Here is a 15,198-nt window from a genome sequence, read left to right on the forward strand (position 1 = left end):
CCGGTGCGCGGGACGGCCGTGCTTCGCGGCCCCGCCCTCGCACCGGCCGCCGCCGGCTCCCCCGCACGCATGACCGCGAACCCGCTCGGCGTGACCGGGTCCGCGGAGGGTGTGGCGGCGGACGTGCGCGGGGCCGCCGGGGGTGCCGGGTCGGCAGCGGGGGCGGCGGGCCACGCCGGCACATCCTCTGCAGAGCTCCCGGGTACCGAACCGGCCCGGGAATCCGGCGGGGAGCCGTCCGCCGGCCCCGGGTCGGCGACCGCGTCCCGCCCGTCGCTGCTCCGGCGCCTGATGGACGCGGTGCCCAGGGCGCGCGCGCAGCTGGCGGGCTCGATCGCGCTGGCGTTCAGTGCGACGGCCGCCTCGGTCGCGTTGATGGCGGTGTCGGCGTGGCTGCTGTCCTTCGCCGCCGAGCACCCACCGGTCCTCTATCTGGAGGCGGCGGCGGTCGGCGTCCGCTTCTTCGGCATCTCGCGCGGCGCATTCCGCTACACCGAGCGGCTGGTCGGCCACGACCTCGCGCTCAAGCTGCAGTCGGCCCTGCGCCTGGAGACCTACTCGACGCTGGCCCGCACCACCCTGCTCGGAACGCGCCGGGGCGACCTGCTGTCCCGGGTGATCGCCGACGTCGAGGCGATCCAGGACCTGGTGGTTCGGGTGTGGATCCCGTTCTCGTCCTCGGCGGCGGTCCTCCTGGCGGCCACGATCGGGATCGGCGTCTTCTCCCCCGGCTCGGCCCTCGTCCTGCTGGCGACCTCGCTCGCCGCGGCGTTCCTCGTGCCGCGGATCGCACAGCGGGCCTCAGCGAGAGCGGACGCGGCGGCGCTGCCCCTGCGCGGCGATCTCGCCGACTCCGCCCGCGAACTCTCCCGGACCGCCACCGACCTCCTCGCCTACGGTGCCGCCACCGGCCGGCTCGCCCGGTTCAGCGACATCGACGAGAAGCTCCGGATCGCGTCCGCGCGGTCGGCGCTGGTCCGCGGGATCGGGTCGGGCGCGCAGGTGCTCGCCGCCGGAACGGCCGTGATCGGCGCGCTGGTCATCGCCGGCCACCAGGTCGTGTCCGGAACGCTGAACCACACGCTGCTCGCGGTGGCCGTGCTGACCCCGCTGGCCCTCCACGAAGCGCTGTCCACGCTGATCCTGTCCGCCCAGACCCGCACCAGGGCCGGCGCCGCACTGCAGCGCGTCGAGGAAATCCTGGCTGCACCGCCGATCGGTGCCGGCGACCTCAGCGACGCAGCCGGGCCCGTGCCCGACCCGTCGCTGGCCGTCGAAGACCTGTCGGCAGGGTGGCCGGGCCAGCCGCCCGTCGTGGCCGGGCTGTCGTTCACGGTCGCAGCGGGGGAGAAGGTGGCGCTGGTCGGGCCGAGCGGGGTCGGCAAGACGACGGTCGCGGCCACCGTCCTGGGCCTGATCCCCGCCGAGGCCGGGCGGGTGGCGGTCGCGGGCCGGATCGGCTACCTCGCCCAGGACGCGCACATCTTCACCACCACGATCGAGGAGAACGTCCGGATCGGGAACAGGGACGCGTCCGCGTCCGAGGTGGTCGACGCGCTCGACCGCGCCGGGCTGCGGCTCGACCCGAAGCGGATCGTCGGCGAGGGGGGTGAGGCGCTCTCGGGCGGCGAGGCCCGCCGCGTGGCGCTCGCCCGGCTCCTGGTGGGCCGCTACCAGGTGCTGCTGCTCGACGAGCCGACCGAGCACCTCGACGGCGCCACGGCCGCCGCCCTGATCGAGGACATCTGGACCACCAGCCGCGCGCTCCCCGTCCTCGTGATCACCCACGACCCCGCCCTCGTCGGCCGCTGCGACCGCGTCGTGACGCTCGGCTGAGCCGTCCCGCCCCCAGGCCGGCCGGGACGGCACCACGGGACTGCCCCCGCGGGAGCGGCACGACGGCCCGGAGGGCAGATCGGCCGGTTTGACATGGACTCCGGGCGATTATGAGAATGATTGTCATGAAGACAGGGAGAGCCGCGCTGGCCGTCCTGGCCGCCGGCTCGCTGTTCAGCCTCGCCTCGTGCGCTGCCTACTCCGACGAGCCCGCGACGTCCACGTCCGGCGCCGGGACCGGGACCGTGCAGGTGGCGGTCGCCTTCTACCCGTTCGAGTTCATCGCCGAGCGGATCGGTGGCGACCTGGTCAGCGTGGAGAACCTCACCGCGCCCGGCGCCGAACCGCACGACCTTGAGCTCACCCCCCAGCAGGTGGCATCGCTGTCCACCGTCGACCTCGTCGTCTACCAGTCCGGGTTCCAGCCCGCCGTCGATACGGCGGTCGAACAGGCCAGGCCGGCGCGGACGGTCGACACCGCGTCCTTCCTGACCCTGCTCAAGGCCAGCAGCGACGGCGCCGAGGACGAGGACCACGACGCGGCCGGCGAACACGGTGCGGACGATCCGCACACCTGGCTCGACCCGACCAACATGGTGAGGATCGCCGAGCACGTCCGCGACGCCCTCTCCGAGGTCCGGCCCGCCGACGCGGCAGCATTCGCGGCCAACACGACCGCCCTGATCGCCGACCTCACCGACCTCGACGCCGCGCTCAGGACCGACCTCACCGGCTGCCGGATCGTGCCGTTCATCACCTCCCACGCCGCCTTCGGCTACTTCGCCAAGCGCTACGGGCTGACCCAGATCGGCATCAACGGCGTTGAGCCGGACGTCGAGCCGAGCGCGGCACGGATCGCGCAGGTCCAGCAGATCGCGAGGACGAACGGCGTGACCACCATCTTCTTCGAGACCCTCGTCTCGCCCGTCGTGGCCGAGTCGGTCGCCGGCGACCTGGGCCTGAAGACGGCCGTGCTGGACCCGCTCGAGGGGATCACCGCCGCCTCCCCCGGCACGGACTACCTCGAGGTGATGCGTGCCAACGGCTCCGCCCTGAAGAAGGCCAACGCGTGCTCCTGAACGACGCCGGGACGCCGGCAGACCTCGGCTCGCGCCGCGCGGCGAGCGGCTCACCCGCCATTCGCGCCGAGGACGTCGACGTCGTCCTGAACGGCATCCCGATCGTGCGCGGTGCGTCCCTGGAGATCCACCGGGGCGAACTCGTCGCGATCATGGGCAACAACGGCTCGGGCAAGACCACACTGATGCGCGCCCTGCTCGGCCTCGTGCCGCACCTCGGGCAGATCTCCCTGTTCGGGACGCCGCTCGGGCAGTTCCACGACTGGCGCCGGGTCGGCTACGTGCCGCAACGCGGGGGCATCCTCGTGCAGCAGGCCACCGCGCGCGAAGTGGTCGCGAGCGGACGCCTCGGCCGCCGGCGCCCGTTCCTCCCCGCGTCCGCCGCCGACCGCAGGGCCGTCGACGACGCACTGGCGGAGGTCGGGCTCGCCGACCGTTCGCGCTACCCCTTCGTGCGCCTGTCGGGCGGCCAGCAGCAGCGCGTCCTGATCGCCAGGGCGCTGGCCACCGGAGCGGACCTGATGGCGTGGGACGAGCCGCTGGCCGGCGTCGACGCCCGCACCCAGGACCTGCTCGCCGGCGTCGCGGCCCGGTTGAAGGAAAGGGGCACCACCCTGGTCATGGTGCTGCACGAACGGGGCTGCTTCCGCGACCTGATCGACCGCAGCATCGTCCTGGCCGACGGGCGTGTGATGCCGCCCGGCTACAGCCACCACGACCACGACCACCCGCATGAGGGCCACCGGGACGCGCACGGGGGCCACGAGGTGGACGAGGTCGAGCGTCCACACACCCACCACACCGGGCTGGAGGTCGGCTGATGGAGTGGCTCACCCTCGCGTTCATGCAGCGCGCGCTGATCGCCGCCGTGATCACCGGCGTCACCGCTCCCGCGATCGGGACCTTCCTCGTCCAGCGAAAGCTCAGCCTGCTCGGTGACGGCCTGGGCCACCTCGCGGTCGCCGGCGTCGGGCTGGCCATCCTGACCGGCACCGCGCCGCTGCCGCTGGCCGTGGCGATCTGTGTCCTCGGCTCGATCGGGATCGAGTTGCTCCGCGAGTCCGGACGCGCCAGCGGCGACGTCGGGCTGGCGATCCTGTTCTACGGCGGCCTGTCGGCGGGCCTGCTGCTGGCCGGCCTGGCCGGCCAGGGGACCGGCACGCTGTCGGCCTACCTGTTCGGCTCACTGCTCACGATCAGCGCCGCCGACCTGTGGTACATCACGATCCTCGGGATCGTGGTGCTGGGCGTCACGATCGGCCTGCTCCCGCAGTTGTTCGCCGTGAGCGCGGACGAGCCGTTCGCGCGCTCGATCGGGCTGCCGGTCCGGCTGCTCAACATCGTGGTGGTGAGCCTCGCCGCGATCACCGTGACGGTGTCGATGCGGACGGTCGGCCTGCTGCTGGTGAGCGCGCTGATGGTGGTGCCGGTGGCCACTTCCAACCACCTGGTGGTGGGCTTCCGCAACGGGTTGTTCCTGGCGATGGGCCTCGGGGCGGTCGCCGCGGTGAGCGGGGCGGTCGGCTCGTACTCCCTGAACACGGCGCCCGGGCCGCTGATCGTGGTGATCGCGATCGGCGTGTTCGCCCTCAGCTGGCCGCTGTCGCGGCTGCTGCAGCGCCGGCACCGTCCGCTCGTCGAACTGGTCGACGAGGGCGAGCCGCTCCCCCACGAGCCGGCGGGGACGCACCCGCATGTGCACAGCGACCACTGCGGCCACCTGGCCGTCCAGCACGCCGGGCACGTCGACTACATCCACGACGGGCACCGGCACGCGGCGCACGAGGACCACTATGACGAGCACTGAGCGCACGCCCGCCCCGCGGAACACGCGGCAGCGCGCCGAGATCCGCCAGACCGTCGAGGCGCTGGCGAACTTCGCCACCGCCCAGGACATCCACGACCGGCTCCGCCACGAGGGCTCCGGCGTCGGCCTGGCCACGGTGTACCGGACCCTGCAGGCGCTGGCGTCCGCGGGCGAGCTGGACGCCGTCCGCACCCCGGACGGCCAGGTCGCCTACCGGACGTGCTCGCCCGGTCACCACCACCATCTGATCTGCCGCTGCTGCGGCCGCACGGTCGAGGTCAACATCCCGAGTCTCGAGGCCCAGGTGAGGACGCTCGCCGCGCAGGAGGGCTTCGCCCAGATCGACCACGAGGTGGAGTTCTTCGGCACCTGCACCGCCTGCGCGTCCCACTGAGCTCGCGGCCCGCAGCCACCTGGACCAAATTGGGGACGGTTCTCCACTCGGTCCACCGTAGCCGGGCATCGAGGAACGGACCGAGTAAGGAACCGTCCCCGACTCGGTCCAGGCCAGGCGACCGGGAGCGAAGAGCGGACCGAGTAAGGAACCGTCCCCAACTCGGTCCCCCGGTCCACCCTGACCGGCGTGGACCAAATTGGGGACGGTTCTCCACCCGGTCCACCGTGGCCGGGCGTCGAGGGGACGGACCGAGTAAGGAACCGTCCCCAACTCGGTCCAGGTCAGGCGGGGAGCGGGTCGACCAGCGGCGGGACCAGGACGCCGTCGGCGGAAGGGTCGTCGAGGCCCAGCGCGGCCAGCAGCACGGCGACGACCTGGTCGGTCGTGCCGGAGCCGTCGGAGCGGGGGTCGACGAAGTCGTGCATCCACTTCCGTTCGGGGTCGACGACCGCCTCGCCGAACGAGGTCGCCCGCGGCGCGAACACCTCGGACGCGAACGCGCGCGCAGCGTCCTTGCGGATCGCGAAGTCGCTGGGGTTCGTGATCAGGACGGCCCGGTCGAGGTCGTGGCCCACCCGCATCGTCGAGTCGTAGAGCCACTCCGACAGGTGCAGGAACGGCATGATGCCGGGAAGCGGGAAGCCCGGGTAGGCATAGGGGCTGCCCTTGATCCCGGCCTTCACCCTCGGATCCCACCACCAGTAGATCCGGGGGACGATCCTCGGGAATTTCGCGAACAGCCGGACCAGCCACATCGGGAACCCGACCGGCGCCACCAGCGGGGCCGCCAGCACCAACCGGCCGACCTCCGGGCGCGCGGCGGCCGCCCAGCCGGCCATCGTCGCGCCCGCGGACAAGCCGAGCACCCAGACCGGGGCGCCGAAGCCCGCCGCGATGTCGACGACCACGTGCAGATGGTTGATCAGCATGGCCGGGGTGAGCCGCAACATGTCGCGATTGAGGACATCGGATTCGCCGTGGAACGGCATCCGCGGAACCAGGACGCGGAATCCGCGGTCCCGCAACTGCTCGGCGACCGCAGTGAATTGGGACGGAGCGTTGGTGAATCCGTGCCAGATCACGAGCGTCGCGACGATCTCACCGTGGGGTTCGTACAACCGCGACCTCGTGGCGTCCGGAATCCCTTCGTCCGCCGCACACAATTCGGCGAGGCGGGTACGTGCGGATTCCGCATCCGGAGCCGGCCGCGGCACGCCGACCGGTGGCGGGGAGAGAGACATCGCCCGGCGGAACCACGCCTTGTCGGGTGCGGCGTCGGTCATGGCTGGACAGCTCCCCTCTGCATCCGGTTACGCGAGGAGGCTAGCACCGCGGGCCGACCCCGTCCGGGCAGCCTGACGGATTGCTGAATGGCCTCTTGGGATACGTTGGGAATCATCCATTAGGCTGCCGCCGACGGGCGGTATTCGCCCGTGCTTTCGCGTCCGCCAACGGAAAGGCATCCCGTGCCCGATTTCTTCGTCAACCTGGGCAGCATCATCTGGTACACCCTGACGATCGTCATCTTCATCTCCTACCTGTTCGCCCTCTTCTCCATCGTGGGCGACCTGTTCCGCGACCGCGACCTGTCCGGCGGCATGAAGGCCGTGTGGATCTTCTTCCTCATCGTGTTCCCCTTCATCACCGCGCTGATCTATCTGATCGCCCGCGGCGGCGGCATGGCCGAGCGCGCCCAGGCCCAGGCCAAGCAGGCGAAGGAGGCCACCGACGACTACATCCGGTCGGTCGCCGGCAGCCCCGCCGACGAGATCGCCCGCGCCAAGGGCCTCCTGGACGCCGGCACCATCACCACCGAGGAGTACACCAAGCTGAAGGCGAAGGCTCTGGCCTGAACCTCGCTGGGGTCCGGACCTGACCCCAGCCACCGGACGCCTCCGTCCCGCGTCGAGCGCCACCGCACGGTGGCGATCAGGCGCCGGGCGGAGGCGTTCGCAATTGTCAGTAATAACGAAGCATTGACTTTTCGTAAATCCCCTTGTCAGCACGCACGTCCGAGCGGGGGTAGATTGCTGTCGATCACCTCGCAAACCCAACGAAGGGCGTGCCCATGGCCCGCGATATCACCGGTCTTCCCGACCTGGCCACGGAGGGTGGGCGGGTCGCCCCCGTCCGCACCCGGATGCCGATCTACGTCGACCTCCTCCCGCCGTGCAACAACGCCTGCCCCGCGGGCGAGAACATCCAGGAGTGGCTCCGGCTGGTGAAGGCCGGCCAGGAGGAGGCCGCCTGGCGCGAGATCACCAGGAACAACCCGTTCCCCGCCATTCACGGACGCGTCTGCTACCACCCGTGCGAGGCCGCCTGCAATCGCGAGGAGCTGGACGGGGCCGTCTCGATCCACTCCGTCGAGCGCTACCTGGGCGATCTCGCCATCGAGAAGGGCTGGACGTTCGAGAAGCCCCGGTTCTCCTCCGGGCGCCGGGTGCTCGTGATCGGCGCGGGCCCGTCGGGCCTCAGCGCGGCCTACCAGCTGGCCAAGATGGGCCACGAGGTGGAGATCCGCGACTCCTCCGACTCCCCCGGCGGCATGATGCGCTACGGCATCCCCGAGTACCGCCTTCCCCGCAACGTGCTGGACGCCGAAGTCGCCCGCCTGCTCGACCTCGGCGTGCGGATCGTGAACAATTACACGGTCAAGGACCTGCTCGCCGACCAGGCGGAGGGCGGCTTCGAGGCTGTCTTCGTCGCCATCGGCGCCCACCTGTCGAAGCGGGTCGACATCCCCAACCGGGACGCGTCCAGGATCGTGGACGCGGTCAGCTTCCTGCGCGACGTCGCGTCCGGCGAGCGCCCGATCATCGGCCGCAAGGTGGCCGTCTACGGCGGCGGCAACACCGCCATGGACGCCGCGCGCGTGGCCCGGCGGCTGGGCGCGGAGGAGTCGATCATCGTCTACCGGCGCACCGAGGAGCAGATGCCCGCCCACGCCGAGGAGCGCGAGGGCGCGCTGCGTGAGGGCGTCCGGATGAACTGGCTTCGCACGATCAGCTCGATGGACTCCTCCGACCTGACCGTCGAGATCATGGAACTCGACGAGAACGGACGCGCCCGCGGCACCGGCCGCTTCGAGAAGCTCGAAGCCGACACGGTCATCCTCGCGCTCGGCCAGGAGACCGACTCGAACTTCCTGCGCCGGATCCCGGGCATGCACTTCGAGCACGACGTGGTGCGGGTCGACCCGCGCACCCTGATGACCGATGTCGACGGCATCTTCGCCGGCGGCGACGCGGTCCCGTCCGAGCGCACGGTCACCGTCGGCGTCGGCCATGGCAAGCGGGCCGCCCAGCAGATCGACGCGTGGCTGGGCCACCGGGAGTCGCCCGGCCGCCCCAAGCACGACCTCGCCGACTTCGACAAGCTCCACCTGTGGTACTTCGGGGACGCCCGCCGCAGCACCCAGCCCGAACTCGAGCCGTCCGAGCGGATCACCGACTTCGACGAGATCGTCGGCGGGCTCTCCGACGACCAGGCGCACATGGAGGCCGCGCGCTGCCTGTCCTGCGGCAACTGCTTCGAGTGCGACGGCTGCCTGGGCGCCTGCCCGGAGGACGCGGTGATCAAGCTCGGCAAGGGCTACCGGTACCGGTTCGACTACGACAAGTGCACCGGCTGCGCCACCTGCTACGAACAGTGCCCCGTGCACGCCATCGAGATGATCGAGGAGAACCGATGAGCCGCGTGATCATCGACGGCAACGAGGCGGCCGCCTCGGCCGCGTTCCGCCTGAACGAGCTGTGCAGCATCTACCCGATCACGCCCAGCTCGACCATGGCCGAGCTCGCCGACGAGTGGTCGGCCAAGGGCCGCAGGAACGTGTACGGCATGGTGCCGTCGGTCATCGAGATGCAGTCCGAGGGCGGCGCCGCCGGGGCCCTGCACGGCGCGCTCCAGGGCGGCGCGCTGAGCACGACCTTCACCGCGTCGCAGGGCCTGCTGCTGATGATCCCCAACATGTACAAGATCGCCGGCGAGCTCACCTCGACCGTGCTGCACGTGGCCGCCCGTTCCCTGGCCGCGCAGGGGCTGAGCATCTACGGCGACCACCAGGACGTGATGGCGGTCCGGCAGACCGGCTTCGCGATGCTGAGTTCCTCCAGCGTCCAGGAGGCGCACGACACCGCGGCGATCGCCCAGCTGGCCACCCTGCGCTCCCGGGTGCCGTTCGTGCACTTCTTCGACGGTTTCCGGACCAGCCACGAGGAGAACTCGGCCGAGCTGCTCACCGACGAGCAACTCCTGACCCTGGTTCCGGAGTCGCTGGTCCGCGCCCACCGGCGCCGCGCGCTCTCGCCCGAGCATCCCTACATCCGCGGCACCGCGCAGAACCCGGACACCTACTTCCAAGGCCGCGAAGCCGCCAATCCGTACTACACCGAAGTACCCGGCATTGTCGAGACGGCGATGGACGAGTTCGCCGCGCTCACCGGACGCCGCTACGGCCTGGTCGAGTACCACGGCGACCCCGAGGCCGACCGCGTCGTCGTGATCATGGGCTCGGGTGCGCAGACCGTCCGCTCGACCATCGATCACCTGCTCGCCAGGGGCGAGAAGGTCGGCGTGATCCAGTTGCGGCTGTACCGCCCCTTCCCGGTCGAGCAGGTCCTCGCCGCCATCCCGGCGTCCGCCCGCGTCGTCGCCGTGATGGACCGCACCAAGGAGCCCGGCTCCGGCGGCGAGCCCCTGTTCCTGGACGTCGCGGCCGCCCTCGGCGAGGCGCATGCCGCGGGCCGGCGGGAACAGCTGCCGCTGCTGGTCGGCGGCCGCTACGGCCTGTCCAGCAAGGAGTTCACCCCCGCCATGGTGGTCGGCGTGTTCGACGAGCTCGCCCAGCCCAGCCCACGGCCACGGTTCACGATCGGCATCAACGACGACGTGACCATGCTGAGCCTGCCCTACGACCCCTCCGTCGACCTCGAGGACCCGGCCACGCTGCGCGCGGTGTTCTACGGCCTGGGCTCGGACGGCACCGTCGGCGCCAACAAGAACTCGGTGAAGATCATCGGCGCCATCGAGGACACCTACGCGCAGGGCTACTACGTCTACGACTCCAAGAAGTCGGGCTCGCGGACGGTCTCGCACCTGCGTTTCGGCCCGCACCCGATCGAGGCGCCGTACCTGGTCAGCCAGGCCGGCTTCGTCGGCTGCCACCACTGGTCGATCCTGGAGCGGGTGGACGTGCTCGAGTTCGCACGTCCGGGCACGGTGCTGCTGATCAACACCCCCTACGAGCCCGGTGAGGTGTTCGCGCACCTGCCGCTGCCCATGCAGGAGAAGATCATCGCGCTCGGCGTCGAGCTGTGGGCGATCGACGCGAACATGGTGGCCCGCAAGGCCGGCATGGGCCGGCGCACGAACACCGTGCTGCAGACCTGCTTCTTCGCCATCTCGAAAGTGCTCCCGCGCGAGGAGGCGATCGAGGAGGTCAAGCGGACCATCCGCAAGACCTACGGGCGCAAGGGCGCCGACGTCGTGGCCAAGAACGAGGCCGCGGTGGACGCGTCGGTGGAGAACCTGCACCGGATCGACGTGCCGGGCGCTCCGCTCGGCGACGCGGGGATGATCCCGCCGGTTCCGGACACCGCGCCGGAGTTCGTGCGCCGCGTGACCGCGTCCATGCTGCTCGGCACCGGCGACAGCCTGCCGGTCAGCGCACTGCCCGTCGACGGCACCTATCCCTCCGGAACGACCAGGTACGAGAAGCGGAACATCTCCGACGTGATCGCCGAGTGGGACCCGGACGCCTGCATCCAGTGCGGCAACTGCGCGTTCGTCTGCCCGCACGCCGTCCTGCGCGCGAAGTACTACAACGACTCCGCTCTGGAGGGCGCTCCGGAGGGCTTCCAGTCGGCGCCGCTGAACGCGGCCGGCTTCCCGGGGTCGCGCTACACGCTGCAGGTGTACGCCGAGGACTGCACCGGCTGCGGGCTCTGCGTGGAGGCGTGCCCGGTGAAACCGCTCGGTTCGGGCGGCTCGCGCAAGGCGATCAACCTCGCCCCGGTGCTGGAACGCACGAAGGAGAAGCAGAACGTCGCGTTCTTCGAGACGATCGCGGTGAACCGGCGCTCCCGCGTCGACTTCGCCAACGTCCGCGGCACCCAGTTCCTCGAACCGCTGTTCGAGTTCTCCGGTGCGTGCTCCGGCTGCGGGGAGACGCCGTACCTGAAGCTGCTCACCCAGCTGTTCGGCGGCCGCGCGACGGTGGCGAACGCGACCGGCTGCTCGTCGATCTACGGCGGCAACCTGCCGACCACGCCCTGGTCGAGCAACAAGTACGGCCGCGGGCCCGCCTGGTCGAACTCGCTGTTCGAGGACAACGCCGAGTTCGGGCTGGGCCTTCGTCTCGCCGCCGACCTGCACACCCAGACCGCCCGGCGGCAACTGGAGGCGCTGCGGGACGACCTGGGCGACGCGATCGTGGACGGGATCCTCAACGCCCCGCAGCAGTACGAGTCCGAGTTGAGCCAGCAGCGGGCGCGGGTGGACGCGCTGAAGGCGCTGCTCGACACGATGTCGGGGCCGCTGGTCGAGGATCTCCGCTCGGTCGCCGACCACCTGCTGCGCCGCTCGGTGTGGATCGTCGGGGGCGACGGCTGGGCCTACGACATCGGCTCGGCCGGCGTCGACCACGTGCTGGCGTCGGGGCGCAACGTGAATGTGCTGGTGCTCGACACCGAGGTGTACTCCAACACCGGCGGCCAGGCGTCGAAGTCGACCCCGATGGGCGCGGTCGCGAAGTTCGCGGCGGCGGGCAAGGGCACGTCCAAGAAGGACATGGCCCTGCAGGCCACCGCCTACGGCAACGTGTACGTGGCGAGGGTGGCGATGGGCGCCGACCCGCAGCAGACGCTGAAGGCGTTCCGCGAGGCGGAGGCGTACGAGGGTCCCAGCCTGATCCTCGCCTACAGCCACTGCATCGCCCACGGCATCGACATGCGCAAGGGACTCGACCAGCAGTACGCGGCGGTCGCGTCCGGGCACTGGCCGCTGATGAGGTACAACCCGGTGCTGCGGACGGCAGGCAAGAACCCGTTCCTGCTGGACTCGCCGCGTCCCCGGCTGCCGCTACGGGAGTACCACATGAAGGAACTGCGGTTCCGGATGCTGATGAACTCCGACCCGGAGAGTGCCGAGCGCCTGCTCGACCTCGGCCAGGAACAGGTGAACCGGCGCTGGGCGGAGTACGAGGAAATGGCAACGCGCGGCGCGGAGCGCTTCGCAGAGGTCGCGGGGAACTGAACCATGGCAACGACATATCTGGGCATGGACCTGCGCAGCCCCCTGGTCGCCTCGGCCGGGCCGTTGTCGCAGACGGTGGACGGGGTCAGGGAGCTCGCCGACACCGGGCTGGGCGCCGTGGTGCTCTACTCGTTGTTCGAGGAGCAGGTGCTGGCCCAGGCCGAGCGGGACACGCTGCTGGAGGAGCTGAACGACGAGTCGTTCCCTGAGGCGACCAGCTACTTCCCTGCCATCGCCGACCCCGAGGTGCTCAACCCTGCCGCCGCCTACCTCAGCCTGGTCGAACGGGCCGCGGCCGCGATCGACATCCCGCTGATCGCCAGCCTGAACGCGTCGCGGACGGGGAGCTGGGTCGGGTTCGCCCAGCAGCTCGCGGACGCCGGCGCGGCCGCGCTGGAGTGCAACATCTACTTCGTGCCGGGCGAGGTGAGCCTCAGCGGCACGGACGTGGAGGAGCGGCACCTCGAGATCGTGTCCGCGGTCACGCAGGCCGTCGACATCCCGGTGGCGGTGAAGCTGTCGCCGTTCTTCTCCAGCCCCGGCAACTTCGCCCTGCAGCTGGTCGAGGCCGGCGCGGACGGGCTGGTGCTGTTCAACCGGTTCCTGCAGCCCGCTGTCGACGTCGAGCAGCTGGCGGTCGTGCCCGGCGTGACGCTCTCGTCTCCCGCCGACGCCCGGGTCCCCCGCACCTGGATCGCGTCCCTGCGCCACCGGACGACGGCATCGCTGGCCGCGACGTCGGGGGTGGAGACGTCCGACGACGTGGTCGCATACCTGCTGGCCGGGGCCGACGTGGTGATGACCACGTCCTCGCTGGTCCGCCACGGCGCCGGCTACGCCCGCCGGCTCCTGGACGGCCTGGAGGAGTGGATGGTGCGCAAGCAGTTCGGCTCGGTGTCCGACTTCCGCGGCCTGCTCGCCGTGCCGCGCGAGGCGGACGCGGGCAGCCTCGCCCGCTCCGGCTACGTCGCGGCCCTGGAGAAGGCCAAGGCGACCTACGGATCCCTCCGCGCCTGACCCGGGTGCGAGGGGACGGTTCCGTCGGCAGTCACGGCGGACGCGGCGGCCTCCTTGCCCTCCGCGGGGGGCTGGGCGTCCGCGTCGGGACGGTCCGGCGCCGGACGGTGCAGCAGGGCGGCGGCGAGGCCGACGAGCAGCATCAACGCCGCACCGGCACCGAGGGCGACGCTCGCCCCGTGGGCGAAGGCCGCCTGCGCCCTGGCGACCCAGACCGGGTCGGCGGCGGCCGCGGCGAGCGACGCCAGCACGGACGCGGGCGCGTCCGCGGGCAGGGCTGACCGGTAGGCCTGGTTCAGCAGGGCGCCGAGCAGCGCCACGCCGATCGCGCCCCCGATCTCCTGGAAGGTGTCGTTGAGCGCCGAGCCCATCCCCATCCGCTCCCGCGGCAAGGCGTTGATCACCTCGATCGCCACCGTGGTCAGCGCGGCCCGGACGCCGACCATGATCACCGACATGCCCGCGACGATGGCCACCACCGACGTCGGCCACAGCGCGATCAGCAGCGTTCCTGACGCCACGACCGTCAGCCCGCCCGCGATCATGAACCGCGCGGGCACGCGGGTCCCGAGCCGGGCGACCAGGCTGTTCCCCGCCACCATCACGATCACCGGCGGCAGGCTGAGCAGACCCGCCTGAAGCGGGGTGTAGCCCAGGACGAGCTGGACCAGCTGGGTCTGGATGAACAGGACGGACGACACCGCGAGGAACGCCGTCGCCTCCACCACGGCCGGGACGGCGAACTGCCGGGAGGCGACCTGACGCAGGTCGAGCATGGGCTGGGCCGCGGTGAGCTCCCGCCCGCAGAACACGAGCAGGAGCAGCGCCGCACCGGCGAAGGAGCCCAGCACGGGCAGGGACAGCCAGCCCGCGTCCGGACCGCTGCTCAATGCGTAGATCAGTGCGGCCAGGAAGCCGACCGAGAGGACGGCGCCGGCCAGGTCGACCCGCTCGCCGGTCGCCTCGCGCGACTCGGGAATCACCGCGAGGATCACCGGCACCGCCACGACGGCGACCGGGACGTTGATCAGGAACAGCCACTGCCAGGCCAGGTGGGTCAGCATGACACCGGCCAGCACCGGACCGACCACGAACCCGAGCATCGTCACCGCGCTCCACAGGCCTGCCGCCTTCAGCCGCGCGGCCCCGGTGAAGGTGGAGTAGATCAGCGACAGCGTGCTCGGCATCGCCAACGCGGCTCCGACGCCGATCAGGGCCCGGATCAGGGCCAGCGCCGTCGCCGACTGGGCCAGCAGCACCAGCAGTGACCCGGCGGCCATCACCGACAGCCCCACCGCGAGCACCCGCTTGCGACCCAGCCGGTCGGCGAGGTTTCCCGTGGTGAGCAGCAACCCACCGAACGTCAGCGAGTAGGCGGTGACCACCCATTGCAGCTCCGCCGTGCCTGCCTGCAGGGCGCTGCCGATCGTCGGCAGCGCCACGTTCAGCACCGAGTTGTCGAGCATGATCACCATCGCCGCCAGCATGAGAGCGGCCAGGACCGGCCACCGGTCGCCGATCCTCGCCTCGTCCCCGGCCGTCGTCGACCGGAACTCCGGATCGCCCATCGCCCTCCCCCTCTCGAACGGCGTACTGCGCTCGAACACTGTTTGATTAACAAACACAGTACGACCGTCGTACGATGTTCGCAAGCAAGGACGAGGAGGCCCGGTGAGCCAGGATCACGTCGACGACCCGCGTGGTGCCCGCAGGGACGCCATCGGCGCCGCCCGGGAGCAGCGCGCGGAGGCCGTCGCCGCCGCCCGCGAGCTCCGCAGGCAGGTCATCGCCGAGGCCGCGGAACG

General features: G+C 71.2%; 11 protein-coding genes. 9 read left to right on the forward strand and 2 right to left on the reverse strand.

The window, feature by feature from the left end:
• The first annotated feature begins 291 nt into the window (after nucleotides 1-291).
• The 5 genes from cydC (at nucleotide 292) to QM633_RS03140 (ending at nucleotide 5,116) form a co-directional block, all read left to right on the forward strand.
• Nucleotides 292-1,836 carry a thiol reductant ABC exporter subunit CydC gene (gene cydC / locus QM633_RS03120; protein ID WP_415152276.1) on the forward strand — a complete coding sequence of 515 codons (1,545 nt, stop codon included), beginning with the start codon at nucleotides 292-294 and terminating at the stop codon, nucleotides 1,834-1,836.
• A gap of 125 nt (nucleotides 1,837-1,961) precedes the next feature.
• Entirely contained in the window at nucleotides 1,962-2,915 is a 954-nt protein-coding gene (locus QM633_RS03125) for a metal ABC transporter substrate-binding protein (RefSeq protein WP_415152266.1), read from the forward strand.
• A complete protein-coding gene (locus QM633_RS03130) occupies nucleotides 2,906-3,736 on the forward strand; it encodes a metal ABC transporter ATP-binding protein (RefSeq protein WP_415152267.1) in 831 nt (276 codons plus the stop codon). The genes QM633_RS03125 and QM633_RS03130 overlap by 10 nt, the downstream gene beginning before the upstream one ends.
• The gene (locus tag QM633_RS03135; protein WP_415152268.1) at nucleotides 3,736-4,722 is read left to right on the forward strand and encodes a metal ABC transporter permease; all 987 of its coding nucleotides are present in this window, start codon (nucleotides 3,736-3,738) and stop codon (nucleotides 4,720-4,722) included. Before QM633_RS03130 ends, QM633_RS03135 begins: the two co-directional genes overlap by 1 nt.
• Nucleotides 4,709-5,116, forward strand: a complete 408-nt coding sequence (locus tag QM633_RS03140; RefSeq protein WP_415152269.1) for a Fur family transcriptional regulator — start codon at nucleotides 4,709-4,711, stop codon at nucleotides 5,114-5,116. The genes QM633_RS03135 and QM633_RS03140 overlap by 14 nt, the downstream gene beginning before the upstream one ends.
• Nucleotides 5,117-5,400: 284 nt before the next feature.
• On the opposite strand, the gene QM633_RS03145 is transcribed toward QM633_RS03140, so the two are convergent.
• Complete coding sequence (locus QM633_RS03145) at nucleotides 5,401-6,237, reverse strand: alpha/beta hydrolase (protein WP_415152270.1); 837 nt, start codon at nucleotides 6,235-6,237, stop codon at nucleotides 5,401-5,403.
• A 348-nt stretch (nucleotides 6,238-6,585) separates the two neighbouring features.
• On the opposite strand from QM633_RS03145, the gene QM633_RS03150 reads away from it, so the two are divergent.
• The 4 genes from QM633_RS03150 (at nucleotide 6,586) to QM633_RS03165 (ending at nucleotide 13,393) form a co-directional block, all read left to right on the forward strand.
• Nucleotides 6,586-6,972 (forward strand): PLDc N-terminal domain-containing protein, encoded by a 387-nt coding sequence (locus QM633_RS03150; protein ID WP_415152271.1) that lies wholly within the window; start codon nucleotides 6,586-6,588, stop codon nucleotides 6,970-6,972.
• A gap of 215 nt (nucleotides 6,973-7,187) precedes the next feature.
• Nucleotides 7,188-8,813 (forward strand): NAD(P)-binding protein, encoded by a 1,626-nt coding sequence (locus tag QM633_RS03155; protein WP_415152272.1) that lies wholly within the window; start codon nucleotides 7,188-7,190, stop codon nucleotides 8,811-8,813.
• Entirely contained in the window at nucleotides 8,810-12,376 is a 3,567-nt protein-coding gene (gene nifJ, locus QM633_RS03160) for a pyruvate:ferredoxin (flavodoxin) oxidoreductase (RefSeq protein WP_415152273.1), read from the forward strand. The genes QM633_RS03155 and nifJ overlap by 4 nt, the downstream gene beginning before the upstream one ends.
• Nucleotides 12,377-12,379: 3 nt before the next feature.
• Nucleotides 12,380-13,393 (forward strand): dihydroorotate dehydrogenase-like protein, encoded by a 1,014-nt coding sequence (locus QM633_RS03165; protein ID WP_415152274.1) that lies wholly within the window; start codon nucleotides 12,380-12,382, stop codon nucleotides 13,391-13,393.
• On the opposite strand, the gene QM633_RS03170 is transcribed toward QM633_RS03165, so the two are convergent.
• Nucleotides 13,372-14,961, reverse strand: a complete 1,590-nt coding sequence (locus QM633_RS03170) for an MFS transporter (protein WP_415152275.1) — start codon at nucleotides 14,959-14,961, stop codon at nucleotides 13,372-13,374. The genes QM633_RS03165 and QM633_RS03170 overlap by 22 nt on opposite strands.
• Nucleotides 14,962-15,198: the final 237 nt, after the last annotated feature.

The sequence above is a fragment of the Propionicimonas sp. genome, assembly GCF_047606205.1.
GTDB lineage: Bacteria > Actinomycetota > Actinomycetes > Propionibacteriales > Propionibacteriaceae > Propionicimonas.

Bases quoted from the DNA above. Each gene is read 5' to 3' on its own strand.
- nifJ (WP_415152273.1), top strand. From the start codon at position 8,810: ATGAGCCGCGTGATCATCGACGGCAACGAGGCGGCCGCCTCGGCCGCG.
- QM633_RS03170 (WP_415152275.1), bottom strand. From the start codon at position 14,961: ATGGGCGATCCGGAGTTCCGGTCGACGACGGCCGGGGACGAGGCGAGG.
- cydC (WP_415152276.1), top strand. From the start codon at position 292: ATGGACGCGGTGCCCAGGGCGCGCGCGCAGCTGGCGGGCTCGATCGCG.
- QM633_RS03155 (WP_415152272.1), top strand. From the start codon at position 7,188: ATGGCCCGCGATATCACCGGTCTTCCCGACCTGGCCACGGAGGGTGGG.
- QM633_RS03140 (WP_415152269.1), top strand. From the start codon at position 4,709: ATGACGAGCACTGAGCGCACGCCCGCCCCGCGGAACACGCGGCAGCGC.
- QM633_RS03125 (WP_415152266.1), top strand. From the start codon at position 1,962: ATGAAGACAGGGAGAGCCGCGCTGGCCGTCCTGGCCGCCGGCTCGCTG.
- QM633_RS03165 (WP_415152274.1), top strand. From the start codon at position 12,380: ATGGCAACGACATATCTGGGCATGGACCTGCGCAGCCCCCTGGTCGCC.
- QM633_RS03135 (WP_415152268.1), top strand. From the start codon at position 3,736: ATGGAGTGGCTCACCCTCGCGTTCATGCAGCGCGCGCTGATCGCCGCC.